At 41.1% G+C, this 23,682-nt stretch carries 27 protein-coding genes; 13 read left to right on the forward strand and 14 right to left on the reverse strand.

Going from position 1 to position 23,682, the window contains the following annotated elements; genetic code table 11:
* Positions 1–63: 63 nt before the first annotated feature.
* From F944_RS02055 to F944_RS02080, 6 genes are all read right to left on the reverse strand, one after another.
* Positions 64–807, reverse strand: a complete 744-nt coding sequence (locus F944_RS02055) for a fimbrial biogenesis chaperone (RefSeq protein ID WP_004986058.1) — start codon at positions 805–807, stop codon at positions 64–66.
* Complete coding sequence (locus tag F944_RS02060) at positions 807–2,087, reverse strand: fimbrial protein (RefSeq protein ID WP_004986060.1); 1,281 nt, start codon at positions 2,085–2,087, stop codon at positions 807–809. Before F944_RS02060 ends, F944_RS02055 begins: the two co-directional genes overlap by 1 nt.
* Entirely contained in the window at positions 2,084–4,699 is a 2,616-nt protein-coding gene (locus F944_RS02065) for a fimbria/pilus outer membrane usher protein (RefSeq protein WP_004986067.1), read from the reverse strand. Before F944_RS02065 ends, F944_RS02060 begins: the two co-directional genes overlap by 4 nt.
* 13 nt (positions 4,700–4,712) lie before the next feature.
* Complete coding sequence (locus F944_RS02070) at positions 4,713–5,453, reverse strand: fimbrial biogenesis chaperone (protein WP_004986069.1); 741 nt, start codon at positions 5,451–5,453, stop codon at positions 4,713–4,715.
* Positions 5,454–5,537: 84 nt separating this feature from the next.
* On the reverse strand, positions 5,538–6,080 hold the full coding sequence (locus F944_RS02075) for a fimbrial protein (protein ID WP_004986070.1): 543 nt from the start codon (positions 6,078–6,080) through the stop codon (positions 5,538–5,540).
* A 489-nt stretch (positions 6,081–6,569) separates the two neighbouring features.
* Complete coding sequence (locus F944_RS02080) at positions 6,570–7,112, reverse strand: fimbrial protein (protein ID WP_004986071.1); 543 nt, start codon at positions 7,110–7,112, stop codon at positions 6,570–6,572.
* A 772-nt stretch (positions 7,113–7,884) separates the two neighbouring features.
* Between F944_RS02080 and F944_RS02085 the strand changes: the two genes are divergently transcribed.
* Positions 7,885–8,172 (forward strand): GNAT family N-acetyltransferase, encoded by a 288-nt coding sequence (locus F944_RS02085; protein WP_004986072.1) that lies wholly within the window; start codon positions 7,885–7,887, stop codon positions 8,170–8,172.
* A gap of 128 nt (positions 8,173–8,300) precedes the next feature.
* Here F944_RS02085 and F944_RS02090 read toward each other — a convergent pair whose 3' ends face one another.
* A complete protein-coding gene (locus F944_RS02090; RefSeq protein WP_004986073.1) occupies positions 8,301–9,245 on the reverse strand; it encodes a bile acid:sodium symporter family protein in 945 nt (314 codons plus the stop codon).
* 40 nt (positions 9,246–9,285) lie between these two features.
* A complete protein-coding gene (pncA, locus tag F944_RS02095) occupies positions 9,286–9,918 on the reverse strand; it encodes a bifunctional nicotinamidase/pyrazinamidase (protein ID WP_004986074.1) in 633 nt (210 codons plus the stop codon).
* 347 nt (positions 9,919–10,265) lie between these two features.
* Between pncA and dapA the strand changes: the two genes are divergently transcribed.
* From dapA to purC, 3 genes are read left to right on the forward strand one after another with little or no spacing between them, the layout of a single operon-like run.
* Positions 10,266–11,165, forward strand: coding sequence for a 4-hydroxy-tetrahydrodipicolinate synthase (gene dapA, locus F944_RS02100; RefSeq protein WP_004986075.1), 900 nt, complete (start codon positions 10,266–10,268; stop codon positions 11,163–11,165).
* 9 nt (positions 11,166–11,174) lie between these two features.
* The gene (locus F944_RS02105; protein ID WP_004986078.1) at positions 11,175–11,780 is read left to right on the forward strand and encodes a hypothetical protein; all 606 of its coding nucleotides are present in this window, start codon (positions 11,175–11,177) and stop codon (positions 11,778–11,780) included.
* A gap of 40 nt (positions 11,781–11,820) precedes the next feature.
* A complete protein-coding gene (gene purC, locus F944_RS02110) occupies positions 11,821–12,540 on the forward strand; it encodes a phosphoribosylaminoimidazolesuccinocarboxamide synthase (protein WP_004986080.1) in 720 nt (239 codons plus the stop codon).
* Positions 12,541–12,585: 45 nt separating this feature from the next.
* Here the strand turns inward: purC and F944_RS17360 are convergent, their stop codons facing one another.
* Positions 12,586–12,714 (reverse strand): hypothetical protein, encoded by a 129-nt coding sequence (locus F944_RS17360; RefSeq protein ID WP_262442667.1) that lies wholly within the window; start codon positions 12,712–12,714, stop codon positions 12,586–12,588.
* Positions 12,715–12,976: 262 nt separating this feature from the next.
* Here F944_RS17360 and F944_RS02115 point away from each other — a divergent pair, with 262 nt between their 5' ends.
* Positions 12,977–13,816 carry a formate/nitrite transporter family protein gene (locus tag F944_RS02115; protein WP_004986081.1) on the forward strand — a complete coding sequence of 280 codons (840 nt, stop codon included), beginning with the start codon at positions 12,977–12,979 and terminating at the stop codon, positions 13,814–13,816.
* A gap of 8 nt (positions 13,817–13,824) precedes the next feature.
* Here F944_RS02115 and F944_RS02120 read toward each other — a convergent pair whose 3' ends face one another.
* From F944_RS02120 to F944_RS02135, 4 genes are all read right to left on the reverse strand, one after another.
* The gene (locus tag F944_RS02120) at positions 13,825–15,099 is read right to left on the reverse strand and encodes a replication-associated recombination protein A (RefSeq protein WP_010589014.1); all 1,275 of its coding nucleotides are present in this window, start codon (positions 15,097–15,099) and stop codon (positions 13,825–13,827) included.
* Positions 15,100–15,182: 83 nt separating this feature from the next.
* A complete protein-coding gene (gene ampC / locus F944_RS02125) occupies positions 15,183–16,319 on the reverse strand; it encodes a class C beta-lactamase (RefSeq protein ID WP_372464143.1) in 1,137 nt (378 codons plus the stop codon).
* 116 nt (positions 16,320–16,435) lie between these two features.
* Positions 16,436–17,608, reverse strand: coding sequence for a PQQ-dependent sugar dehydrogenase (locus F944_RS02130; protein WP_004986094.1), 1,173 nt, complete (start codon positions 17,606–17,608; stop codon positions 16,436–16,438).
* Positions 17,609–17,731: 123 nt separating this feature from the next.
* The gene (locus F944_RS02135) at positions 17,732–18,145 is read right to left on the reverse strand and encodes a Cd(II)/Pb(II)-responsive transcriptional regulator (RefSeq protein ID WP_004986095.1); all 414 of its coding nucleotides are present in this window, start codon (positions 18,143–18,145) and stop codon (positions 17,732–17,734) included.
* Positions 18,146–18,210: 65 nt separating this feature from the next.
* Between F944_RS02135 and F944_RS02140 the strand changes: the two genes are divergently transcribed.
* Positions 18,211–18,852, forward strand: coding sequence for a cation efflux transmembrane domain-containing protein (locus tag F944_RS02140; RefSeq protein ID WP_004986097.1), 642 nt, complete (start codon positions 18,211–18,213; stop codon positions 18,850–18,852).
* A 26-nt stretch (positions 18,853–18,878) separates the two neighbouring features.
* Here F944_RS02140 and F944_RS02145 read toward each other — a convergent pair whose 3' ends face one another.
* Positions 18,879–19,331, reverse strand: coding sequence for a YcgN family cysteine cluster protein (locus F944_RS02145; RefSeq protein ID WP_004986099.1), 453 nt, complete (start codon positions 19,329–19,331; stop codon positions 18,879–18,881).
* A 187-nt stretch (positions 19,332–19,518) separates the two neighbouring features.
* Between F944_RS02145 and F944_RS16565 the strand changes: the two genes are divergently transcribed.
* The 7 genes from F944_RS16565 (at position 19,519) to F944_RS02180 (ending at position 23,677) form a co-directional block, all read left to right on the forward strand.
* Positions 19,519–19,677 carry a DUF1328 domain-containing protein gene (locus F944_RS16565; RefSeq protein ID WP_004986102.1) on the forward strand — a complete coding sequence of 53 codons (159 nt, stop codon included), beginning with the start codon at positions 19,519–19,521 and terminating at the stop codon, positions 19,675–19,677.
* 273 nt (positions 19,678–19,950) lie between these two features.
* Complete coding sequence (locus F944_RS02155) at positions 19,951–20,685, forward strand: dienelactone hydrolase family protein (RefSeq protein WP_004986105.1); 735 nt, start codon at positions 19,951–19,953, stop codon at positions 20,683–20,685.
* Positions 20,686–20,731: 46 nt separating this feature from the next.
* A complete protein-coding gene (locus tag F944_RS02160) occupies positions 20,732–21,094 on the forward strand; it encodes an HIT family protein (RefSeq protein ID WP_004986107.1) in 363 nt (120 codons plus the stop codon).
* A gap of 119 nt (positions 21,095–21,213) precedes the next feature.
* A complete protein-coding gene (mutY, locus tag F944_RS02165; RefSeq protein WP_004986108.1) occupies positions 21,214–22,248 on the forward strand; it encodes an A/G-specific adenine glycosylase in 1,035 nt (344 codons plus the stop codon).
* A 39-nt stretch (positions 22,249–22,287) separates the two neighbouring features.
* A complete protein-coding gene (locus F944_RS02170; RefSeq protein ID WP_004986111.1) occupies positions 22,288–22,824 on the forward strand; it encodes a M23 family metallopeptidase in 537 nt (178 codons plus the stop codon).
* An 11-nt stretch (positions 22,825–22,835) separates the two neighbouring features.
* Entirely contained in the window at positions 22,836–23,081 is a 246-nt protein-coding gene (locus F944_RS02175) for a hypothetical protein (RefSeq protein ID WP_010589012.1), read from the forward strand.
* 38 nt (positions 23,082–23,119) lie between these two features.
* Positions 23,120–23,677: a DNA-3-methyladenine glycosylase I gene (locus F944_RS02180; RefSeq protein ID WP_004986114.1), complete on the forward strand. Its 558-nt coding sequence runs from the start codon at positions 23,120–23,122 to the stop codon at positions 23,675–23,677.
* Positions 23,678–23,682 lie beyond the last annotated feature (5 nt).

Below are 23,682 nucleotides of genomic sequence, written 5' to 3' on the forward strand. Positions count from 1 at the left end.
ACCATATCTATAAATATAATTAGGGAGACTCCTGTCAAAAACAGGAGCTGATTCACTCAACAATTAAGGTTGAATAAAAGAAATATTTTTTTCAAAATCGTGTTGGTTACCAAAATCATCAATCAGACTAAAATTGAGCTGATACTGATCAGCCTTAGGCAGAGTCCCATTGAACTGATACTGTCGTTGTGATTTGGGATAGCTCATCATGTCTGTTTCCGCATTTGTCTCAATCATTTGTTTTTGATAGCTCAATTGAATATTGACCATCGAAGCATGATAAGCAGTTGGGTTATCACATATTAATTTCCAATGATCTTGCTCGACTTGCACGGAGAAATTGAGCTGTTTGGCAATGTCAGATAGTTCAAATTTTTTCAGGCTTTTCGGGCGATAAAAAATCTTGAGCTGAGTATTCATCGCCAGACTAATATAAGCATCTTGCTGATCAGGTTGTGGAATCGCTGGAATTTCATATAGATTGAGCCAATAGACTGATTCACGATCTTTAGGAAGTATTTGTCCGTTATAGACCACTCTTAAACTTTGCAGACCACGTGCAGCCATTTTAGAAACAGGCGGCAAAGTGATAAATGGAATTTCAGCGTGATCTGGACTCCCCTGTCCTTGATCAACCCATGTTTGCAAAATCACAGGATAATCATTGACATTGGCAAGCATTAAGCTTCTTTCACGCTGACCTTCTTCAAACAGTAGTCGTGTTTTTGCCGCAAGAATACCTGCACTGACTGAATTAGCCGTAAGCAGACCTGTTAGGCTGAGGAGAAATATTGCTTTTAACTTCATTATTGCACCTTCACCAACACATAGGCCGTGGCATGGACTTTTCCAGCCTCGACAGTTTGACCATCGAGTTTCTTTAAGATCGCAGTGTAATTTTGCAAATAATGGGTATAGCCTGCTTCGGTAGAGCCTTTTGCCGTTGCACCGTCTTTAAATGGATACCAACCTGCATTGGCACCATTGCCTGATATACCGGGTTGCCCAACAAAATTCATATCAGTGCCAGTACTGCTATTGCGTAGAAAAATACCAACACCTTTGGCAATGCCATTGGTGCCATATTGATCAGAGAGCAGTGCTTTCACACCATTTTGCGCATTCACCAAACCTAGTTTCTGGGCGGCGGTATAAGCCCCTTCAGATGCTTGTATACCCATTGCTGTTTGCTTACTTGCTACACCAGACACAGCCTGATTCGAACATTCAATCGAGACATTAAACTGAGCTTGCGTAGATTTCCCCTGATTTAAAGTTTCAACAGTCATCGTATCAAACAGCACTAACGGCGTTGCATTTCGTGCTACGCAAGTGGGTTCATTGTAGAGAGTTGCTGTGCGCATACCATAACCGATTCCATTTGCGGGCCAAAAATCGAATTTGGTTTCAGAGTTTTCTCCTATTTCATCACTATTTAAATTTGGACCTTTGAGCTGGATATAAGCATTTGGTTGCAGACAAGTATAGGTACCCGAGGCAATCGTTCCACTGGTTCCCGCACCACAATAGTTATTTAATCCTGCACTAGGGATCTGGCTAATTCGATATAGCTCAGCGGATAGAATTGGAATATCCTGCAAACGAATCTGGATTTTATTACCGACAGTGACATAGTTTCGAACAGGAAGCGGTTGCCAAAATTTAGTGAGTACAACCCCATCCATCGTCTGTTTAATCCCGACATAACGAAAAAAAGTTGCATAGACATTTGGCATTCCATCTTGGGCGCCCAAATCCCAATATCCCCCCACACGATCATCACCATTGGTCGCAACCAAAAATTGAATATTCGGCAAATCTGCAACATCACACTCCCATACCACTGAGGATGGAGAAGTGCCCCCTTTGTAATTAGAAGCAGGAACGGTTGTGCGAGCTAAGAGAGTTCCAACGGGCTGTAAATAGGTGCTGGTTAGATTTATCACACCAAATTGTATAAGGGCACTATTACCATCGTAAGCCGCTGTTCCTGATAACTCATTCGTACATCTCGCATAAGCAGATACCGTATAGCATCCCATCATGAATATTAGGATTTGAAGTAACCAAAACTTTAATGTTTTCATTTTGCTTGCTCCATTTGACAAGTTTGCTCAAAACGAATCAAAGGTTGCTTGATGGCTTCATCATCAATATGATAAGCAACATGACATTGTTGATCATTTTGCTCTCCCCATTGCACTTTCAAGCGTCCCTGACGATTTTCAGCACGGACATAAAGCTGCCCACTTTGACCCACCATTCCAATGATATTGCCTTGCTCATCCACCACTTCTGCACCTAAAGGCACATATTCTTTTTGATCATTGTCCAGTCTTGCCTGTATCAATAACGGATAACCTGAACGGGTTTTAAATTTGATTTTAATCGCAGCTCCCGCATAAGGTGCGACTTGCTGTTCACTACTTTCTATTTCTACTTGCTCAGAAATCCCTTGCGGATCTAATGCAATTGTATTGTATTGATACGCAGTGATGGCTGGCACCAATGCATAGCCTGACTTATTAATGGTTGCCCCTTGTCCATTATAGACACGCGCCCCTTCAGCACCTTTAGCTTCAACCAAAGCAAAAGTCTCACCCAAATATGGACCTAGAGTCATGCCGCCACTATGAATTGCCACAGCTCCCTGCGCATTGGCTGATGCTTGCCAAAAATTCTCTCCTGTCGATGCACTCATGCCCGCAGTCAAATTAGAGAAGCGTTTATTTAAATTAGCATTCCATGTGGTAGCATTCATCTCTTCATCACGACTCACGCCTAAGGCATAATTAATCGACTGATCCTGAGTCAAAGTACCTGAAAGCATGGCCTGATAATTATCAGACTGCTGTGAACCATGTGAATAAGAAAGATCCAGATAAGGGGAACGACTTTTATTTTTTCCACTCAATGGTAGACTCACAGAGAGGCTGAGTGTGGTGTCCGCTTTATTATTCTGATTAGAGTCTGATGAGATGATTTGCTGACCTGATTGATCTACAAATTGATAATATGCATTTTCCTGACGAATAAGAGACACGTTCATAGAAATGCCATTTTTAAAGGATTTGTTATAGCCAATCTGAGTCTGAACATCTCGATCACGCCCATCACGATAATCCTGCATAGAGCCTGATACGAACACAATGCCATAATCCCCCAGACTTTGGTTCAGGGTCAGTTCGACTCTTGATCGTTGTAAATAACTGGAGGATTGCCATGTGCCACCATTTTTCAAGGCATCACGCACCCCAATCACATCGCCTAAATCACGATAACCTTCGGTAGAATAACGATAACCTGCTAATGAAATATTGGTATTGGTTGGCTGAATCGTCTTACTGTACGTTAGGCTTGCAAGCCAGCCATCGGTACTGCCCAAAGTATCCAAATCAGCATGTGAATAGGTCAAGTTGGAACCAAAAGCCCCCAAGAAAGAAGCATAAGTTCCACCCAATAGGATCGCTTGATAACCATCTGCAACCCTTAAACCGGTATTCAGGGTAATCGCATTACTCAGGCCTCGTTGGTAGGTTACATTGGAAAAGTAAGTGTCTTCTCCAATGTCGCGCGTACGACCCAAATCAAAATTATAACGATAAGAACCTGCACGTAATGACTCAGGAACGGCTGAAAATGGCACTCTAAATTGACTAATCGTTCCATCTGCCTCATAGACCAAAACGGTCAAGTCGCCATTGTAATTGGTCGGATATAAATCTGTAATTTTAAACGCGCCGGGTGCCACAGAAGTTTGATAAATTTCTCGACCATTTTGCTGTACAGAAACTTTCGCGTTGGTTCTGGCAACGCCTTGAATCATCGGAGCATAACCACGTATGGATTCGGGTAACATACGATCATCTGAGGCAATATTGATCCCATTAAAACTTAAACCTGAGAAAAATTGACCTGATGTATAAACTTGACCAATAGTGGCTTGACCACGAATTGCGGGTAATGCCCGCATCACATAGCTACGAATGTTATTCCAGTCTGTTCCCTGTCCTTTGTTATAGCTCAGACTAGATTGTTGTCGATATTGCCACTTACCAAAATTGATTCCACCCGTCACTGACAAATAGGCTGCATCCTGATTTAGACGTCCCACATCAGTTTCATAGGAGTTATAGTAATAATTGGCAATATAATTTATAAAGCCAATGCTGCTGCCCGCATTCCATTCTTTCGGATTTACATAGCCTCTTGGCACATAACGTAATTCACTTTGTGGAATGGTCAGATTAAGACGCAAATTGCTAAAGTCCAGATAAAGCTGACTACCTTTGACCTGTTGCGATAAAAAAAAGCATTGTTGTTGAGCACTCAGTTGGCTAGCGGTCTGAACATATGAATCCAGTAACCCAATACTTTTGAGCATTTCAGGCTGAAAACAAGGCTGTACATCGCTGGAATCATCTTTAAACTCAAGCTGCATACGTTCAACAAAATGGCCATTCACATATACATCGACTTTATACTGCCCAGCCAAAACACTTTGCTTTTGACTCAAACGTTGCATCAAACCTGACTGATTAACGGATTGACCACGAAATAACGCACTATCAAAGACATAATCATCACTCGATGAAACCTCATCGGTTTCAGCTTCAGCAGCATAGAGCTGTGCCATGACCGCACTTCCGACCACACACATAGACAAAATTAAGCAAGGTTTAAAATAGTCAGCGTACATCAGTCTCCCCTCTTTAGGGACTTAGAGATGCTTCATGAATGACGGTTGCACCATAATCATTAACCAGAGTGACTTTAACTTTGGCTGCTTTTGCGGCTGCTTCAGAAATATTGGCTGCCCAATTTACTGTGCTATTGGGGGCAATAATCTGATTACGATTTACCACGAGCTGATTTTGAGAAGTCAGTAAACGGACTTCTTGTATATTGGCAAAATATGCAGTCGGGTTAGTAACACTCAACTGTTTACTTTGCGAATTAAATTTAAATCTAAGTTTTTCAATGGTCTGTGCTGAATTTCCTACTAAATTTTTAGGCCGATAAAACACTTTAATCCGATTTTTGAAGACTACCATCAAACGGTTATTGTCCATTTCCTGTTTTTTTGAAGCAGGATATTGCACAAAATTTAGGTAATACAAAGACTCTTTATCTTGAGCAACCTGATCCGCACCAGTAAAACGTACACGAACTGTTTGACCCACATTGGGTTCCATACGGAAAATTTGTGGGCTAACGACAAACGGGGCTTTACTTGTTTCAAGTGTTGAATTTTCGTCACCATCATCAAGCCAGATCTGTACCAAAGCAGGTACACTATCGACATTTTGTAAATGAATAGTTTTTTCATTTTGACCATCGGCCAAAATCACACGAGTTCCTGTTAAGACCACACCAGCAAATGACGTGTTCAACATCAATGAACTCATGACGATCAAACCGATTTTCGACATGTGACCAGATATATTGACCATACGACCCTCCACCACCTATTCTGATATTATTGTTATTGCCCGATCTGCCATTTGCATGGCAAATCAGGACTTATGATTATTCTATTATTGGTAGCTTAGCGTATATTCAACAACCGCTGTTACTGCTCCAGCTGTTGCAGCTCCGCCTTCAGCAATATATTGCGCACCAAACTGATGATTCGCTGTGGTCTCACTCGCCTTAAGCTCTAAACCCGCCACTGTGGTTACACCATTTAAAATCACTGGAGTTGTACCCGCAGCATCAGACGTCAACTGAATAGCAACGTTACCCGCTGGACTAGTCACAGCAACATTGCCTAGGTTACCACCAGCTGTGACTGAATGACCTAAAAATTTAGTGCCAATTTGAGTATCTACACCAGCTGTTGCACAACCTTTAACAGCTATCGTAAATGGAGTCAAGCCTGCTTTTGCACCAGCAGATGCCAAACTAGACTCTGGAACAGTTGGCAATAATACGGTGGCATTTTCTTGACCATTCACTTCCGCTTCACAAGTTTGAGCAGATACTTCACCTTCAAAGGTGATGGTTGGAGCAGCATTTGCCAACGCTGGAAGCATGAGTCCAGCCGCTAACATCAGCATAATACTTTTAGTCAATTTCATCATCATCTCCTCAATATCAAAATCACCTGACTTGGATAAACATGTTGGAAATGTGAGATAAATCACCTTTTTTCCAACTATTCTATTGTTAATTATTTTATGTAGCTTTTCTTAGCAATTTCTGCATAAAAAGTTTTCATTACATGCAAAAGTCTTATAAAAATATGGCTTTAATTTTAAAAATAAATTTTAATAAGTCCTTTTAAATCATACATATTTATATTTATCGTTTTTTCTCTATATTTTATAATGTGTTATAAAGATTTGAATTGTATATTTCAGTTTGATGAGTAAGATCAAATAAAAATGAAAGATTTAATTATTTTTTCTAACAAGTAAATGAGTAAAAACTGATTTTAATTTTTATAAAATAAATGAAACTTCAAATTTTTTATACTGTGTTTTGAGAGATCCTGTTGAACTTTGCATCTTTTCAAATTTTAAAAACATCTACTACCAAAATGGTAGTAGATGCCACAGATCACTTGATTATTGATAGCTAAGGGTATATTCAACAACCGCTGTTACTGCACCAGCCGAAGCCGCACCACCTTCAGCAATATATTGCGCACCGAATTGATGGCTTGCAGAAGTTTGCCCTGTTTTAAGCTCTAAACCTGCCACTGTGGTTACACCATTTAAAGTCACTGGTGTCGTACCCGCAGCATCAGTAGTCAATTGAATCGCAACATTACCCGCTGGATTAGCCGCAGCCACATTACCTAGGTTACCAGCAGCCGTCACGGACTGACCCAAGAATTTAGTTCCAATTTGCGTATCTGCACCTGCTGTTGCACAGTCTTTAATCGCGATGGTAAATGGAGTTAAACCTGCTGTTGTTCCAGCAGAAGCCAAGCTAGATTCTGGAACAGTTGGTAATAATACGGTCGCATTTTCCTGACCATTCACCTCAGTTTTACAGGTTTGGGTTGAAACTTCACCCTGAAAAGTCACAGTTGGAGCAGCATTAGCTAAAACTGGAAGCATGCATCCGACTGCCATTATTGCCACTAGGTTGGTTTTAAATTTCATGATTTTCACCTCAATCTCAAAATTACCCGACTTAGACAAAAATGCTAGAAATGTGAGTCGGATCACCTTTTCTTTCAAATGTATTGTCATTTATTTTGTTTAGTATTTCTTAGCAATTCCTGCATAAAAATTTTTCATTACACACAGAAGTTCTAACTGATTTATGATTTTTTTCTTTAAAAATAGAATATTTAAAATTTTATAAATCTTCTTTCTATCTATTATCGAGTCATACTTGTACTTATGCTAATTGATTTAAAGGCGATAAAATACCGACTGTTTTAGTGTGGCTTTATTTAGCTCATCTAAACAAAAAAATCTAAGCACGATATTTATTTTAAATTTTTTAAAAACCAATAAATTTATCTATTTCCTTGTTTTATATACCTAAATTTTTTTGTTTATTATTCCCCAAACCCTGTGCTGTTTAAAATGGTAAAAATCACTGTTTTTTTTGGCAAGAAACACTTGGTTATTCTTCTTAAAATGATCCTGAAACCTAAAGACCTCCATCTTTGTGTTTCGTAACCGCCAGTAGCATTTGTCCTAAACCCTTAATCAAATGCTACTTTTTAAGCCTATATACCGATAATTGGTATATAGGTCTTTTTTTTGCCTTTTAAAAAGAATTTCTGCATAAAAAATCAGTGGATTTGTGTTAATAAAGATGCTGACTATAACAAAATCCAACTCACTTTTAGTTGAAATGCTGACACAATCAAAGTGTGGGTTTAATTCCTTTTTATATTTCTATGATCTCAGGAGCCTTACTTTGAATATTCAACAAAAAGATGATGGTAAGCATGGTGCATTTGAAATGTATGATCATGACGCGCTTGCAGGCGAAATGGTCTATACATGGGCAGGTGAAAAACTATTTATTATTGATCATACCGATGTCGCAGATGACTATCGTGGACAAGGTGTAGGCCGTAAGCTTTTAGATGCTGTGGTCGATTTTGCCCGAAACAATCAGATTAAAATTATTCCTTTATGTCCGTATGCAAAATCAGTCTTTGATAAAGATCCATCGATTCGCGATGTACTCAGAGACGCTTAACTTTTTTATAGGGAAGGCATCCTTTGCTTGATGCCTTCAACTGACCTGTTCATGAATTCAGCTTCAATCAATAGTTCAATGCAGCGAGATAGACGCACTACTTCAGAGCTTCAATCTAAGTGCTTAAATTATTTGAGTTTTTGATCTTCTTGTCGCGCCCAATAAGTCGCTAGCGCAGCACCAGAAATATTATGCCATAAGCTAAAAATAGCACTCGGTACAGCGGTAATTGGAGAAGCTGCAAAATGTACAGCAGCCAAAGCCACGCCTAAACCCGAATTTTGCATACCGACCTCGATGGAAATGGCTTTACTGTCATAATGTGAAAGTTTTAGCCAGCGACTTGCCCAATAACCGATCAAGAAACCCAAGCCGTTATGGAGCATTACGACAGCGAGTATTAATAGTCCAGATTGTAAGATTGAGGCCTTACTCGCACCAATAATCGCCGCCACAATCAGTACAATCGCAACGACTGAAACCAAAGGCATGACTCGAATATAAGCATCCACTTGTCGAGCAAAATAATGACGGATGATAATGCCTAAAATAATCGGCACAATCACCACCTGTAAGATCGAAATAAACATCGAACTGACATTGATATGAATCCATTGACTGGCTAACAGATAAAAGATCGACGGCGTTAAAATCGGTGCCAATAAAGTCGATACTGACGTACAAGCCACCGAAAGCGCAGTATTGCCTTTGGCCATATAAGTAATGACATTGGAAGCGGTTCCACCCGGACAACAACCGACTAAAATTACACCAATGGCAATTTCTGGCGGAAGTTGAAAGAGCTGACATAAGATAAAGGCAAGACTTGGCATCACCACAAAATGAGCCACCACACCAATTAATACGGCTCTTGGATATTGAAGTACAGCGCGAAAATCAGCGATGCTAATCGTCATGCCCATACCCAGCATAATAATGCCAAGTATCCACGGAATATAAGCCGTGAGCCAGACAAAATAGCCAGGTTGCCACAACGAGATCGCTGAAAATACAATGACCCAAAGTGCAAAAGTCTTTTGCATCAACTGTGTCAGTCGCAATAATAATGGCATAGCAATATCCTGATTTTTTATCGAATATACGTCGAAATGATTAATTGCCCAATAACTGCGATGAGGTCATTCGTTTAACGCCGCAACTTAACATCTGCTGCCACGCCTGCTGCAATGAACCATTTAAATCAATGGCTTTACAGGCATCGACCACCACATAACTTTCAAATCCTGCTTGTTTAGCATCCATAGCTGTCCATGCCACACAAAAATCGGTTGCAATACCTGTGATATAAACCGTATCAATGCCACGCTCTTTTAAATATCCAGCAAGTCCTGTAGAAGTCACTCGATCTGCTTCCATAAATGCCGAATAACTATCAATATCTGCATGAAATCCTTTACGGATAATCAACTGTGCCGACGGAATATCCAGATCAGGATGTAATTCGGCATCATGTGTTCCTTGTACACAATGCGATGGCCAAAGTACCTGCGTTCCATAAGGCAATTCAATATGATCAAACGGCTGTTTACCTGTATGGTTCTCAGCAAAAGAAATATGATCAGCAGGATGCCAGTCCTGAGTCAAAATGACATTGTCAAAAACTTGAGCCAAACGATTAATACAAGGAATAATCTGATCGGCATGTGCCACTGCCAAATGTCCACCGGGGGTAAAACCATTTTGAACATCAACCACAATCAAAGCACTATTTTTTCCCTGTTTCATTGCTTTACTCCTTCTATCAAACAGCATCATGAATGCTGGGGTTGTCAGCATCTTATAAGAACTCTGTGACTAAAATAAAGCGTTCATTGCATCACGTATTCGACTTTTATGATTGGCAAAACCGCATAATGATCTCGCATATATGGCTTAAATGTGTGTCTAGTAGATAAAGTTTTGACTGCTTTGACTAAAGCATATTGTTCTTATGCGTCTGATCAGTCATAATTTGCATAATAGTCATTCAACAGAAATCACTTTTTTGTTGAGACGCTAAATCAAAAGACTGCAAAACCATCCATCTTTCGTTCTTTATCTCAATGGATGGCACAATAGGATATTTTTTTAAAATGACTCAGCAAGCACAGACCATTCAAGGCTCAATTGTCGCACTCGTCACCCCAATGTTTGAAGATGGTAGCGTAGATTGGAAGAGCCTCGAAAAGCTGGTTGAGTGGCATATTCATCAGGGAACCAATGGTATTGTTGCTGTAGGTACTACGGGCGAACCATCGACATTAAGCATGGAAGAACACACGCAAGTGATCAAAGAAATCATTCGTGTGGCCAATAAACGCATTCCCATTATTGCGGGAACAGGTGCAAACTCAACCCGTGAAGCGATTGAACTGACTCAAGCAGCCAAAGAGCTTGGGGCTGATGCCGCTTTACTTGTCACTCCATATTATAACAAACCGACTCAGGAAGGTTTATTCCAGCATTTTAAAGCAATTGCTGAAGCCGTTGAGCTACCACAGATTCTTTACAATGTCCCAGGTCGTACAGGCGTCGACATGCTCAACGAAACTGTGGTGCGTCTTGCTGATATTGCCAATATCGTGGGTGTCAAAGATGCGACAGGTGATATTGCGCGTGGAAGCGAATTAATCAAAGCCTTAGACGGTAAAATTGCAGTCTATTCAGGCGACGACGAAACGGCATGGCAACTCATGTTGGCTGGTGCAAAAGGCAATATTTCTGTGACTGCCAATGTTGCGCCAAAAATTATGAGCGAACTCTGTGCCTCCGCAGTCAATCATGGCGACGCAGCAGAAGCTGAAGCGATTAACAATAAAGTTGCAAATGTACACAATAATCTATTTTGTGAATCGAACCCAATTCCTGTGAAATGGGCGGTACATGAAATGGGGCTCATTGGTACAGGTATTCGTCTGCCTTTGACTCCTCTTGCACAGCAATATCGCGAACCACTCCGTAATGCCCTGAAAGCAGCGGGAATTATTCAATAAGAGCAGATTATGATGCAGTTACGACTTGGACTAACTTTTGCTATTGCCGCTATGGGTTTAGTAGGCTGTAGTAGTTTTAATAATCATTCTTTAGATTATAAGAATACCACTACACTCGCTCCACTCCAGTTCCCGACAGATGCAACTGTGCGCCCATTTACGCCACTGTATCCTGCCCCGACTGTGGATCAGCTTGCAATTGAAAATGCCCCTAAGCTTGAAAATAAGCAGGGAACACGATTTGCACTACCTCGTCCAGAATCCCTTCAAGCAAATACTGCCGCTGAAAGCAGTGCAGAAGGTACTACGGCAATGGGACGTCCACAGCTTGTTGTCGATGGCAATAAAAACCCACTATTACAAATTAGTGGGCCAACCGCAGACATCTGGCAATATACCGTAGCGACACTCAGTAGCCTGAACTACAAAGTTTTGGGTGAAAATAAAGCAGGTTATGAAGCAACGATCAAAGTTGGCGAACAAAGTTATGTGTTGAAATTGACAGGCGTGGGCAATACTCACAATCTGGCATTATTTAATCCAGACAATAGCTTTGCCGATCCTGCTAAAGCCACTGAAGTGCTCAATCAGATTTATCAAAATTGGCCAGCCTAGGCATTCTCTAGGCAATTTTTTCTTGAAAAAGGTTCCCCCAATGTTAAAACAAACCTTGCTCTATACTGGTAAAGCCAAATCTGTTTATGAAACAGATGATGCAGACCATTTGATTTTAGTCTTTCGTGATGATGCTTCAGCATTTAATGGCGAAAAAATCGAACAACTGGATCGTAAAGGCAAGGTCAACAACCGTTTTAACGCCTTTATCATGGAAAAACTGGCTGAAGCTGGCATCGAAACACATTTTGAGAAATTGCTGACACCAAACGAAGTGTTAGTGAAAAAACTCAATATGATTCCTGTGGAATGTGTGATCCGTAACTTTGCTGCTGGTTCACTTTGCCGTCGTCTCGGTGTTGAAGAAGGCAAGCAATTGACTCCGCCGACCTTTGAGTTGTTTTATAAAGATGATGGTCTAGGCGACCCAATGGTGAATGAATCTCAGGCAATTGCACTGGGCTGGGCGACCGCTGAACAACTTGAAAAAATGAAAGAATTGACCTACAAAGTCAATGATGTATTAAAAGCATTATTTGATGCAGGCGATATGATTCTGGTCGATTTCAAACTTGAATTCGGCGTGTTCCATGACCGTATTGTGCTTGGTGATGAGTTCTCTCCAGATGGTTGCCGTTTGTGGGATAAAGATACCAAGAAAAAACTGGATAAAGACCGCTTCCGTCAAGGTTTGGGCGGTGTGGTTGAAGCGTATGAAGAAGTTGCTGCGCGTTTAGGTATCGATTTAGACAATATCTAAATCCGCTTGTTTGATCAAAAACGAGTCCGTCATCTGGCTCGTTTTTTATTTTGTCAAATTAATATCTTGAGCCATACCTTCGATCACATCTGGTCTGGATGGGCGAAGTTCATACTGTTCCAAATCCGACCCGCCTTCTGCATGACTGATACTACAGAGAATTTTATTGCTCATCGGTTTTAACTATTTGGTTGTATCTGTCTGTATTGTATTCAAAATATGGTCTAGCTCAAAATATGCGCCAATTTACTGACAAAAAATCAAGAGCGGATAGCAAATCATTAAGCATCACATATTTAGGCTGATTATAAAAAAATACATAAAAGCTGAATGAATGCTCTGGATTCACATCCATTTATTTTTTAAAAAAGAAATATATAGCCTGATGATAACCACAAAAGCCATCATTACCGCATTGAATTGTGAGGAGAATAAAATGAGTGCAGAAGAAAAAGAACAGGAAAAAGAGACTGACAATACCCTCACTTGGCGTGAAAAAATGGCGATTGAGGAGCATGAAAAACTTTCGCCTCGACTGGTTTATGAAATTATTCGTAAAAATGGAGTAGAAGAGCTTGAACGCCCGACCAAAGCCCTGATTTTCTCAGGTATCACAGCAGGCATCGTCATCAGTTTTTCATTTGTTTTTAAATCTCTTCTCAATGCCTATTTGCCCGATGCCAAGTGGGCTTTTTTGATTGAAAATATGGGCTATACCGTGGGTTTTGTTCTGGTGATTTTAGGACATATGCAACTTTTTACCGAAAATACCATTGCAACAGTCGTTCCTTTATTTAAAAACTTTAGTCTTAAAAAATTAAAAGCTGTATTTCGTCTATGGGGAATCGTGTTTATTTCTAATCTCATCGGCACTGCACTGGCGGCATTTTTTTTACTTAATCCACATCTGTTTGATGCAGATTTAATGCAATCCTTTGATCAATTGGCCCACCATGTCGCCAGTTTTACTATCTCTGAAAATATTATTAAGGGAATTCCCGCAGGTATTTTGATCGCGTCACTGGTCTGGATTTTACCTTCAGCCAATAATAAATTTCTGCTGATTTTCTTTATTACCTATCTTATGGCATTAGGCGGTTTTACGCATGTGATTGTGGGTTCAGCAGAAATGGCCTATTGGGTATTTAAAGGACATGCAACGTTTTCAGAGTATATTTTTCAATTTTTATTACCAACCACACTGGGCAATATTATTGGCGGTACTGGGGTATTTACTCTATTAATTTATGGACAGGTCAATGAAGAACTAGAATAAACAGCAGCTTATTGCTGCTGTTGTTCCTGCTGCCAGCGACGCTGTTGCAAGCGTTCGCCCTCAACTTCACGCTTGTTCCGTGCCGATTCATAGAGTTTGACCCCTTTTAATTCGGGCGGCAAATATTCCTGCAAGACAAAATGCTCAGGGTAATTATGCGGATAAAGATAATCTACGCCATAGCCCTGCTGTTTCATCAGTTTAGTTGGCGCATTTCTTAGGTGTAAGGGCACAGGTAAGTTCGCAGTTTTTTCTGCAAGTTCTAAAGCACGATTAATGGCTAAATAGGTGCTGTTACTTTTCGGACTGGTCGCCAAATACACCGCACATTGACCCAATATAATACGTGCTTCTGGCATTCCTACCGCCTGCACTGAACGGAAGCATTCACCTGCCAACAGCAAGGCATTTGGGTTCGAATTACCAATATCTTCTGAGGCTGCAATCAGCATACGTCGTGCAATAAACACGGGATCTTCACCGCCTTTTAACATTCGAGCCATCCAATACAACGTCGCATCAGGATCACTACCACGAATGGATTTAATAAATGCCGAGATGATATCGTAATGTTGCTCGCCCGATTTGTCATAGCGCGCGATATTTTGCTGTGCAACTTTAACCGTCACCGCATTGGTCACAATATTTTCAACATCTGCTTCAAAGGTACTGGCAATCAGGTCAATTAAGTTGAGTGCTTTACGTGCATCTCCCGCAGCAAATTGAAACAATGCATCGTATTCTTCAATCTGGATATGCCGTTCTTTTAAAAAAGAATCAGTTTGAATGGCTTTATTCAGCAAAGTTTGAATCGCATCTTGATCCAATGAATTCAGCGTATACACCTGACAACGCGACAGTAAGGCACTATTTACTTCAAACGATGGGTTTTCTGTGGTTGCCCCGATGAGCGTAATTTTGCCCTTTTCAACAGCATTCAGTAAGGCATCCTGCTGCGATTTATTGAAACGGTGAATTTCATCGATAAATACCACTGGCGTAAGTAAATCACCACTTTCCGCGATGATCTCACGTAGCTCTTTCACCCCCGTATTCAGTGCAGATAAACTCACAAAAGGACGATCCACCGCTTGCGCCAGTAACAGTGCAATCGTGGTTTTACCCACGCCTGGCGGCCCCCAAAAGATAATCGAAGGCAAATGTCCCTGATCGATCATTTGACGCAAAGGCGCATGTTGGCCTAGCAAATGATTCTGTCCAATAATTTCGGATAAATCACGTGGACGTAAACGTTCAGGAAGTGGAATATGCGTATCTGACATCATCAATAGCTGTGTAATCTTTTACTGTAGTCTATTGTGTCTGGATCAAATCTACAATTTGATTCTGCAATCAAAGCGACATTCTATTGCGCACTATTGCTCTGAAGCAATTGTTGCATCACACGATAGCTGACCTTAATCCGTTCTTCATTGGGAAAGTTGGTATTGGCCAACATCACCATGCCAATTTTCTGCTGGGGAATAAACGCAACATAAGCGCCAAAACCATTGGTTGCACCCGTTTTATTAAAAAAAGTCGCAGGATCAGCAAGCTTCGGCTGTTTGATCGGGATCACTGCATGACTTTCAAATGCCATTTGCTTGGAATTTCCCTCTAGCAAAGTATCTAGCTTTATTGGATAAGAATATTGCTCCCAACCTAAGCCTTGCGTCATTGCCCCTACTTTAAAATAACCCACATGGGTATTTTCAATCGCTTTACGTAATGGTTGTTTGAGTTGTTGTGGGTTGATTTGTGCATCCAGAAATTTCAACAGATCTGCACTACTACTTTTTACGCCATACGCTTCTGCATCGAACATCCCCGCAGACACCCGCATGGCTTGCTGTCCTTTATATCCCCAAGCATATTGAGTCATCTGCTGTTCAGGGACATCAATAAAACTCTCGTTGAGACCCAATGCAGGAAATAGCATTTTCTCCAACAGTTCAGTATAGGGTTTTTCCATCGCCAAAGCAGTCACATACCCCATTAGCCCAATACTCGGGTTGGAATACTGCCGTTGTGTGCCGATCGTGTTTTTCGGTTGCCATGTCTGGAAATATTTTAACATGTCCTGTTGCTCGGTCACTTGATCTGGAAACTGAAGCGGAAAACCGCCTGCGGTATAAGTTCCCAGATTGAGTAAAGTCGCGTTATTGACTGCTGTATTTTTTAACGCTGGAAAATATTGGGCAGGATGATCGTCAAGAGAAAGTTTGCCTGTTGCCTGAGCATAGCCGGCTAAAGTGGCATTAAAGATCTTACTGACCGAGCCCAATTCAAATAAAGTATGGGAACTGACCGCTTGCTGTGTTTGTTTGGATGCCACACCATAATTGACAAAATAATGTTGTCCATTCAGGCTCACGCCAACTGCAAGTCCAGGAATATTGTACTGCGCTAACAATGGCTTAAACTGTTGATCAATCACTGCTTTCACTTGCTGCTCAGACAAGTCTTTGGCATCTAGCGGTGCACTACAGGCCAAAAGACCCATCAGACATAATGATTTTTTAGACCATAATGGCTTATGGCTATAGCGGGATCGCTGTAGTAACGACAACATGGTTCTTTCTCTATTCACTTTAAAAACTTCAATGATTACTCAAAAATCTAATGAGCTTTGAGTTTCAATAGTCTGGCATTTGCACCATCTTCAATTACCCAGATTGAACCATCTTGCGCCTGTAAAAGTCCACGAATTCGTTGCTTCATGTCTAAACGTTGAACTTCCTGTATAGGTTGCGATTTCAAATCCACCACCGTAATGGATTCTGAAGATAATCCTCCGATCAAGGCTTTACCTTTCCATGCAGGAAATTGATCATCCTGATAGATAATCATACTTGATGGAGAAATCACAGGCGTCCAACTGATCTCTGGTGCCTTAAATTCAGGTCGGGTGGCATGGTCAGGTATTGGCAAACCTGAATAATGATCGCCATTGGAAACCACGGGATATCCATAATTCGCACCTTTGACAATCCGATTGAGTTCATCGCCCCCTTTTGGCCCCATTTCCACCACCCAGAGCTGACCATGTTCATCAAATGCCATCCCCAAAGGATTACGATGACCTAATGACCAGATTTGTGCTGCGACACCACCCTGAGCTGCAAATGGATTTCCCGCCGCAGGACGTCCATCGTCATTTAAACGCACGATTTTACCCAAATTGGACTGCATGTCTTGTGCAGGATCAAATTTTTGGCGTTCACCAGAACTAATCCAGAGTTTACCCTCTCGATCGAAAGCCAAACGATGCGCATAATGTCCCTGACCAGAGACTTTGGGGACTTGCTGCCAAATTTTTTCTATCTCCATCAACTTTGGCTGATTCGGACTGTTTAAATCCAGTTTGGCACGAATAACCACAGCGCCTTGCCCACCTTGACCTGCTTCGGCATAACTCAGATAAATCCAGTGATTTTGGCTAAATTGAGTATGCAAAATCACATCCCCCAAACCACCCTGACCGCCATAACGGACTTTGGGAACCCCTGAAACTTGCAGCATTTGTTTGGAGGTCGGATCAAAAATTTTCAGTACCCCCTGACGTTCAGTGACCAAGAGCCGTCCATCAGGAAGCTGAGCCAATGCCCACGGCTCATCAAAGTTAGCAATCTGTTGCGTTTTAAAACTCTGCTGAATCGCTATCGGCTGATTTGCTGTTTGCGTCTGCTTTGAGCTTGATTGTTGTTCCTGTGAATGAGTATTGTTGGAGTTACAAGCGGTTAATAAAATGAAACTACTACAAACGAGCGACGTGGCAAATGGCATCGTCATCTTGGCAATCCTCGGTTTATTCTCTGTTCTATTGCTATGTTAAAGAGCAGATCAGAAATATATATTTGAAAAATGTATTTTTGTTTTAGTATATATTTCAAATAATTACATGATGTTTCAAAGTCAGCCTAAGTGATCATGCTGTTTCAGCGTTTCAATAATTTTACAATCATCAATATTGCTATTCGACTGGCAACGTGCACGTAACTGTTCAAGCTGTATTTTGAATTTTTCAAATTGTTGAATTTTATGGTTAATATGCCCAAGATGTTGTTCAATGGCTTGATCCACGACTTTACATTGCTGCTGAGGATCTTTGCGTAATTCATTAAGGTCTTCAATCTCATGTAAAGACATGCCCAATTCACGACAATGCCGAATAAAAATCAGTTGATCCAATGCCTCGTCATCATAATAACGATAATTGTTTTCTGCTCGTTTTGCGGGCTGAAGTAAACCGCGTTTTTCATAAAAACGAATGGTATCGACCGCAACCTGAGACTTTTTTGCCAATTCACCAATCAAATATTTCATCATAAGACTTGACCCTAGAGCGACTCCAGACTTTCTAATCAGCTTATCCAAAGTCGAGGAAATTGCAAATGGCATGCTGTAACTGTGATCACGAAGATATCCCTAAAGTTAAAAGCAATAAGTTTAAAATCGCATTATGGATTGCCCTGATTTTAAATTTGGGCATGTTTCTGATTGAAATATTTGGGGGTATGCAGGCCGGTTCGACTTCTCTTTGGGCAGATGCACTGGATTTTTTCGGAGATTCGATTAATTACCTGATTTCATTGCTGGCGCTAGGGTTAAGTCTGTATTGGCGCGCGACGGTTGCGTTATTTAAAGGCCTCACCATGAGCGTATTTGCGCTGATTATTTTAGGAAAAGTGGTCTGGTCATATCTGCATGGTGTTCCACCTGAAGCAATCACCATGGGCATTATTGGCGTGATGGCATTGGTCGCCAATATCATCAGTGCAGTGGTGTTATTTGCGTTCCGTGAGGGTGATGCCAACATGCAATCGGTCTGGTTATGTAGCCGTAATGATGCCATTGGGAATATTGCGGTGATGATTGCGGCATTGGGTGTATTTGGAACACAAAGCGTTTTGCCTGATTTGATTGTGGCCTTATTGATGGCAGGCCTAGGATTGAGTGCAGGCTGGAGCATTATCAAAAAGTCACAGCGAGAACGCCGTGAGCAACAGCAAAATCAGTTATCGCACTCGCATTAAACCTCTTTTAACTTTTAACCAATTTGTTAGCGAATCCAGCGGACGATATAATCTTCAATATCGTCCTCTGATACATCGACTTCAGACAGACACCGACCCGCGGCCGATTTACGAGCCTTAATGACACTTTGGCGCGAACCTGTATTTAAATAATGCCATGATGGTAAATTTTTACCTTCATTTAAACGTCGATAAGCACAACTTGAAGGCAGCCAACCTATGCTTTGTAATTTTTCAGGAGTTAGTTGAATACAATCTGGAACGAACTGATGCCGATTGGCATAGTCTGAACACCGTGCCGTTTGGCAATCCAGCAACTTACACGCTACTTTGGTGTAGGCGATTTCTTCGGTGTCTTCATCCTCAAGTTTAATCAGGCAGCATAATCCGCATCCATCACACAAAGCTTCCCACTCTGTTTGATTGAGTTGTTCTAGCGAATAATGTTTCCAGAAAAATGGACGGATTTCAGTGTTCATAAATCAGGTCACTTAACAGCGAATACACATTATAACACTGTTTCTAATGTTCATCCTTTATGTGGTTTATGTAACTCAATTAATTGAATATTAAAGACAATATACAGATTGCACACATAAACAACACATAGCTTTTGCAGCTAAGGTTCTATATTTAAGGAACGATAAATATAAGGAGATTAGAACTATGTTTCGTTGGGCGATTATCTTTGCTGTGATTGCATTGATTGCAAGCTTATTAGGTTTCGGTGGAGTTGCAGGTTTGTCTAAAGACTTTGCAGTCATCCTCTTGGTGGTTGCAGTGATTTTGGCCATTATTGGCTTTATTTCACGAGGTCGGGCTTAACTATAAGCTCACCAATCACTTGGTTTTAAGCTCTATTTTAAAAAGAATCCGAGATTCTTCTGAAATAAATAACGAACCTCATTAGATGCTCATCTAATGGGGTTTTGTTTTGTCCGATCTGTGTCGCTAGCAGTTGATCGAATGAACATAGAATGTGCAACCCTACATAAATTCTCACATTTATAAATGAATTGATTACATTGAATATGCATATCACTGCATTTTTTATGATTTAATCATTTTTAATTTCAGTTTGATAACAGGATTTAGCACATGACATCGACCATCAAAACACGTGAAATTCACTACACCGCAAAAGACGGCTCAAATTTGATTGGTTATTTTGCCGCACCTGTAAGTGAAACACCTGTGGCGGGGGTCATTGTTGCACCAGAATGGTGGGGACGAACCGAATATACCTTACAACGCGCGCGTGAACTGGCAGAACATGGCTATGCCGCTTTGGCTATTGATATGTATGGTGATAAAAAAGTCACAGATCAAGCTTCACAGGCCAATGAGTGGATGACACAAACTTTTCAGGATGCAGACACCATTGTGACACGTGCATCAGCGGGTTTAGAAACTTTGGCTCAGCAACCTGAAGTCAATCCAGAGCAACTCGCTGCTATTGGGTTTTGTTATGGCGGTAAAGTGGTACTGGATCTGGCGCGTTCGGGCGCAGATTTAAAAGCAGTAGCGTCATTTCATGGTACATTAAGTCCTAAGGCACCTGCTGAACAAGGTAAAATTCAAGCTGAGATTTTAGTGTTACATGGTGAACAAGACAGCATGGTGACCCTAGATGATGTCGCTAAATTTAAAGCTGAAATGGATCATGCCGATGTCAATTATGAAGTGATTATTTTAGAAAATGCCAAGCATGGTTTTAGTAATCCTTTAGCCGATGAGCGCGCCAAAGCTAACGGCGTTGATTTAGGTTACAATCCACAAGCCGAGCAGCAAAGCCTAAATGCAATGTATGGCTTACTTGAAAGAACCTTATAAAATTTGCAGCCTATAAAACGATGAAAATGAAAGAGAGGATGGAATCATGACTGAGAAACATTGCCCTTATTGTGAATTTGATGAATATGATGTGATTCATCAAAATGATTTTGGTGCGATTTTGCCCGAAGCTCATCCTCTTTCTAAAGGACATTCGGTCATTATTCCATTACGTCATGTCAGCTCTTTTTTTGACGTCACTGATAAGGAAAGAAAAAGCCTGATTTCCTTAATTGAATTGGCTCGAAATGAGCTTCATCTACGTCATCAACCTGATGGATTTCATATCGCCTTTAATGATGGTGAAGTTTTTGGTGAAAGTGCTGAACACCTTCATATCCATATTATTCCTCGCTATCAAGGTCAGGAGCTTAAATTGGATAAACGCTGGGGCATTGTTCAGGATTAATCCTGTATTTTATTAAAAAAATGATCTTCGGATCATTTTTTTATGCCTATAAAATAGGGTACATGACTTGCTCAGATTAATTTGGTTATACTGCGATACCTGTCTTTGCTGTCCGTGTTATGTCTGATTTTTCTTTTGCCGATGCCCTACTCAACTGGTTCGATCATCATGGTCGTCATGACCTGCCATGGCAAATAGCAGATGATCCTTACAAAGTTTGGGTGTCTGAAATTATGTTACAGCAAACACAAGTCAAAACTGTACTGCAATATTTTGAGCGTTTTATTACGCGCTTTCCTACGGTGGATGATTTAGGAACTGCTTCATGGGAGGATGTTGCCCCGTATTGGGCAGGACTAGGCTATTATGCACGTGCGCGTAATTTGCATAAAGCGGCAATCCAAGTCCATCAGAATGGGCACTTCCCACAAAATCTTGAACAATGGATGGCATTGCCCGGAATCGGTCGTTCGACCGCAGGTGCACTCATGTCATTGGGACTGCGTCAATACGGCGTGATTTTAGATGGTAATGTTAAACGCGTCTTATCGCGTTTTTTTGCCATAGAAGATGATCTCTCCAAGCCTATTCATGAACGTGCATTATGGCAAATAGCCGAGCAGCTTTGCCCAATAGAACGCAATCATGATTACACACAGGCGATTATGGATCTGGGTGCAACCATCTGTACGCCCAAAAAACCATTATGTCTATATTGCCCCATGCAGCAACACTGTAAAGCGTATCAGCAAGGTTTAGAAAATGAGCTGCCATTTAAAAAACCGAAAAAAGCAGTTCCTGTTAAAACTGCGGATGTTGTTCTGATTCAATCAAATGGACAATGGCTTTGGCAGCAGCGCGATTCACACGGTTTATGGGGTGGGTTATGGTGCTTACCCATTATTGAAGATAAAAAAATATTATTAGAGTGGCGCTCACAATTTGACCTAACCCCTATTTCCAGTCAAATGCAAATCTCGCATAGTTTCACGCATTTCACATGGTTGCTGAATATACAAATGTTCCACGTGGAACCAGAACAACAAGAACATCTGACGACGGAGTTAAATGGCTGTTGGTTAAGCCCTGAACAAGCAACAGCCAAAGGAATTCCGACCGCTATGAAAAAATTGATCTTGGCTATCGATTCATGACATAGTGCAGATCGTGATCATAACAATAATGGAGAGCTTGTGCCTCGCTATCTCCCCTATTTCATTCTTGGCTTTATTATCAGCTTGTTTGCTGCCTGTACCACGGTTCCGAAAAAATCGCAGCCTTTACCCGCCAATCGCGTTGCTCAATTACAAATGCAAAGACTGGATACACGCTTACCGATTCCAGTTAAAGGAATAAAGCGCAATGAATTGACCGATACATGGGGAGCAGCCCGTGGTCAGGGTCGCCGCCATGAAGGAATTGACATTATGGCTCCACGTGGAACAAAAGTGTACAGCTCCACTGATGGATTAGTGGCAGATTTGCGTGATAATAATTTGGGCGGCAAGGTCATCTGGATTTTAGGACCCTCAGGCTCATGGCATTATTATGCGCATCTGGATGGGCATAAACGTGGTCTTGCCGTCGGAGATTATGTCAAAAAAGGTGATCTGATTGGCTATGTCGGCAATACAGGCAATGCCCGATATACTGCCACCCATTTGCATTATGGACTTTATTTATCAGGGAAAGGACGCGGTGCAGTCAACCCTTACTCATATTTACGTTAGGAAAATACATGATGTCTGAAGCTTTAATCAATCGATTGGTTGAATTTGCCGAATCTGGTAATCAACAAAAAATCTGTTTGAATGAAAAATGCTATCAGGGCTGGATTATGGAAATTTCTGAAGATGCCCTACTCATGAGCACAGGCTATGCAGATAAATCTGGTCAAGATTTCTGGCTTAAATTTGAAGATTTAACACGGGCAGAACTTTATTATTGGGATACATCATCAGATCAGTGGATACTATTTACTTTATAACCATCATTTAAATCTTGGCTCAAAATGAGGAACAGCGCATGTCGGTGCAACGTTGTGGTTGGTGTTCAAGTGATCCGCTTTATATGGATTATCATGATCAAGAATGGGGAAAACCTGAGTATAAAGAAGCCCGACTGTTTGAAATGCTCTGTCTGGAAGGACAGCAAGCGGGGCTTTCATGGATCACCGTACTTAAAAAACGTGAAAGCTATCGACAGCATTTTTTTCAATACCCAATCGCAGACATCGCCCAACTTACAGATCAACAACTTGAACATAAACTCAGTGATACAGGTTTAATTCGCCATATCGGTAAACTCAAAGCAATTCGTGACAATGCGATTGCTTGGCAGAATCTCAAAGACCAAGGGCATGATATGTCACAATGGCTTTGGGAAACGGTACAGCAGCAGCCCATCATCAATGATGTCGCAGATTATCGTCAGGCACCCGCTCAAACCGAACACAGTTTGCAATTGTCAAAGCGTTTAAAGAAACACGGCTTTAAATTTGTAGGTCCCACCACCTGTTATGCATTTATGCAAGCCGTTGGCATGGTCAATGACCATGAAAATTATTGTTCTTTTCGATCCTAAAGTTA

It is taken from the genome of Acinetobacter ursingii DSM 16037 = CIP 107286 (assembly GCF_000368825.1).
Classification (GTDB): domain Bacteria; phylum Pseudomonadota; class Gammaproteobacteria; order Pseudomonadales; family Moraxellaceae; genus Acinetobacter; species Acinetobacter ursingii.

Excerpts from the sequence above, each read along its gene's own strand:
- F944_RS02055 (WP_004986058.1), bottom strand. The coding sequence starts at position 807 with ATGAAGTTAAAAGCAATATTTCTCCTCAGCCTAACAGGTCTGCTTACG.
- F944_RS02060 (WP_004986060.1), bottom strand. The coding sequence starts at position 2,087 with ATGAAAACATTAAAGTTTTGGTTACTTCAAATCCTAATATTCATGATG.
- F944_RS02065 (WP_004986067.1), bottom strand. The coding sequence starts at position 4,699 with ATGTACGCTGACTATTTTAAACCTTGCTTAATTTTGTCTATGTGTGTG.
- F944_RS02070 (WP_004986069.1), bottom strand. The coding sequence starts at position 5,453 with ATGGTCAATATATCTGGTCACATGTCGAAAATCGGTTTGATCGTCATG.
- F944_RS02075 (WP_004986070.1), bottom strand. The coding sequence starts at position 6,080 with ATGAAATTGACTAAAAGTATTATGCTGATGTTAGCGGCTGGACTCATG.
- F944_RS02080 (WP_004986071.1), bottom strand. The coding sequence starts at position 7,112 with ATGAAATTTAAAACCAACCTAGTGGCAATAATGGCAGTCGGATGCATG.
- F944_RS02090 (WP_004986073.1), bottom strand. The coding sequence starts at position 9,245 with ATGCCATTATTATTGCGACTGACACAGTTGATGCAAAAGACTTTTGCA.
- pncA (WP_004986074.1), bottom strand. The coding sequence starts at position 9,918 with ATGAAACAGGGAAAAAATAGTGCTTTGATTGTGGTTGATGTTCAAAAT.
- dapA (WP_004986075.1), top strand. The coding sequence starts at position 10,266 with ATGACTCAGCAAGCACAGACCATTCAAGGCTCAATTGTCGCACTCGTC.
- F944_RS02105 (WP_004986078.1), top strand. The coding sequence starts at position 11,175 with ATGATGCAGTTACGACTTGGACTAACTTTTGCTATTGCCGCTATGGGT.
- purC (WP_004986080.1), top strand. The coding sequence starts at position 11,821 with ATGTTAAAACAAACCTTGCTCTATACTGGTAAAGCCAAATCTGTTTAT.
- F944_RS17360 (WP_262442667.1), bottom strand. The coding sequence starts at position 12,714 with ATGAGCAATAAAATTCTCTGTAGTATCAGTCATGCAGAAGGCGGGTCG.
- F944_RS02115 (WP_004986081.1), top strand. The coding sequence starts at position 12,977 with ATGAGTGCAGAAGAAAAAGAACAGGAAAAAGAGACTGACAATACCCTC.
- F944_RS02120 (WP_010589014.1), bottom strand. The coding sequence starts at position 15,099 with ATGTCAGATACGCATATTCCACTTCCTGAACGTTTACGTCCACGTGAT.
- ampC (WP_372464143.1), bottom strand. The coding sequence starts at position 16,319 with ATGGGTCTTTTGGCCTGTAGTGCACCGCTAGATGCCAAAGACTTGTCT.
- F944_RS02130 (WP_004986094.1), bottom strand. The coding sequence starts at position 17,608 with ATGACGATGCCATTTGCCACGTCGCTCGTTTGTAGTAGTTTCATTTTA.
- F944_RS02135 (WP_004986095.1), bottom strand. The coding sequence starts at position 18,145 with ATGATGAAATATTTGATTGGTGAATTGGCAAAAAAGTCTCAGGTTGCG.
- F944_RS02140 (WP_004986097.1), top strand. The coding sequence starts at position 18,211 with ATGGCATGCTGTAACTGTGATCACGAAGATATCCCTAAAGTTAAAAGC.
- F944_RS02145 (WP_004986099.1), bottom strand. The coding sequence starts at position 19,331 with ATGAACACTGAAATCCGTCCATTTTTCTGGAAACATTATTCGCTAGAA.
- F944_RS16565 (WP_004986102.1), top strand. The coding sequence starts at position 19,519 with ATGTTTCGTTGGGCGATTATCTTTGCTGTGATTGCATTGATTGCAAGC.
- F944_RS02155 (WP_004986105.1), top strand. The coding sequence starts at position 19,951 with ATGACATCGACCATCAAAACACGTGAAATTCACTACACCGCAAAAGAC.
- F944_RS02160 (WP_004986107.1), top strand. The coding sequence starts at position 20,732 with ATGACTGAGAAACATTGCCCTTATTGTGAATTTGATGAATATGATGTG.
- mutY (WP_004986108.1), top strand. The coding sequence starts at position 21,214 with ATGTCTGATTTTTCTTTTGCCGATGCCCTACTCAACTGGTTCGATCAT.
- F944_RS02175 (WP_010589012.1), top strand. The coding sequence starts at position 22,836 with ATGTCTGAAGCTTTAATCAATCGATTGGTTGAATTTGCCGAATCTGGT.
- F944_RS02180 (WP_004986114.1), top strand. The coding sequence starts at position 23,120 with ATGTCGGTGCAACGTTGTGGTTGGTGTTCAAGTGATCCGCTTTATATG.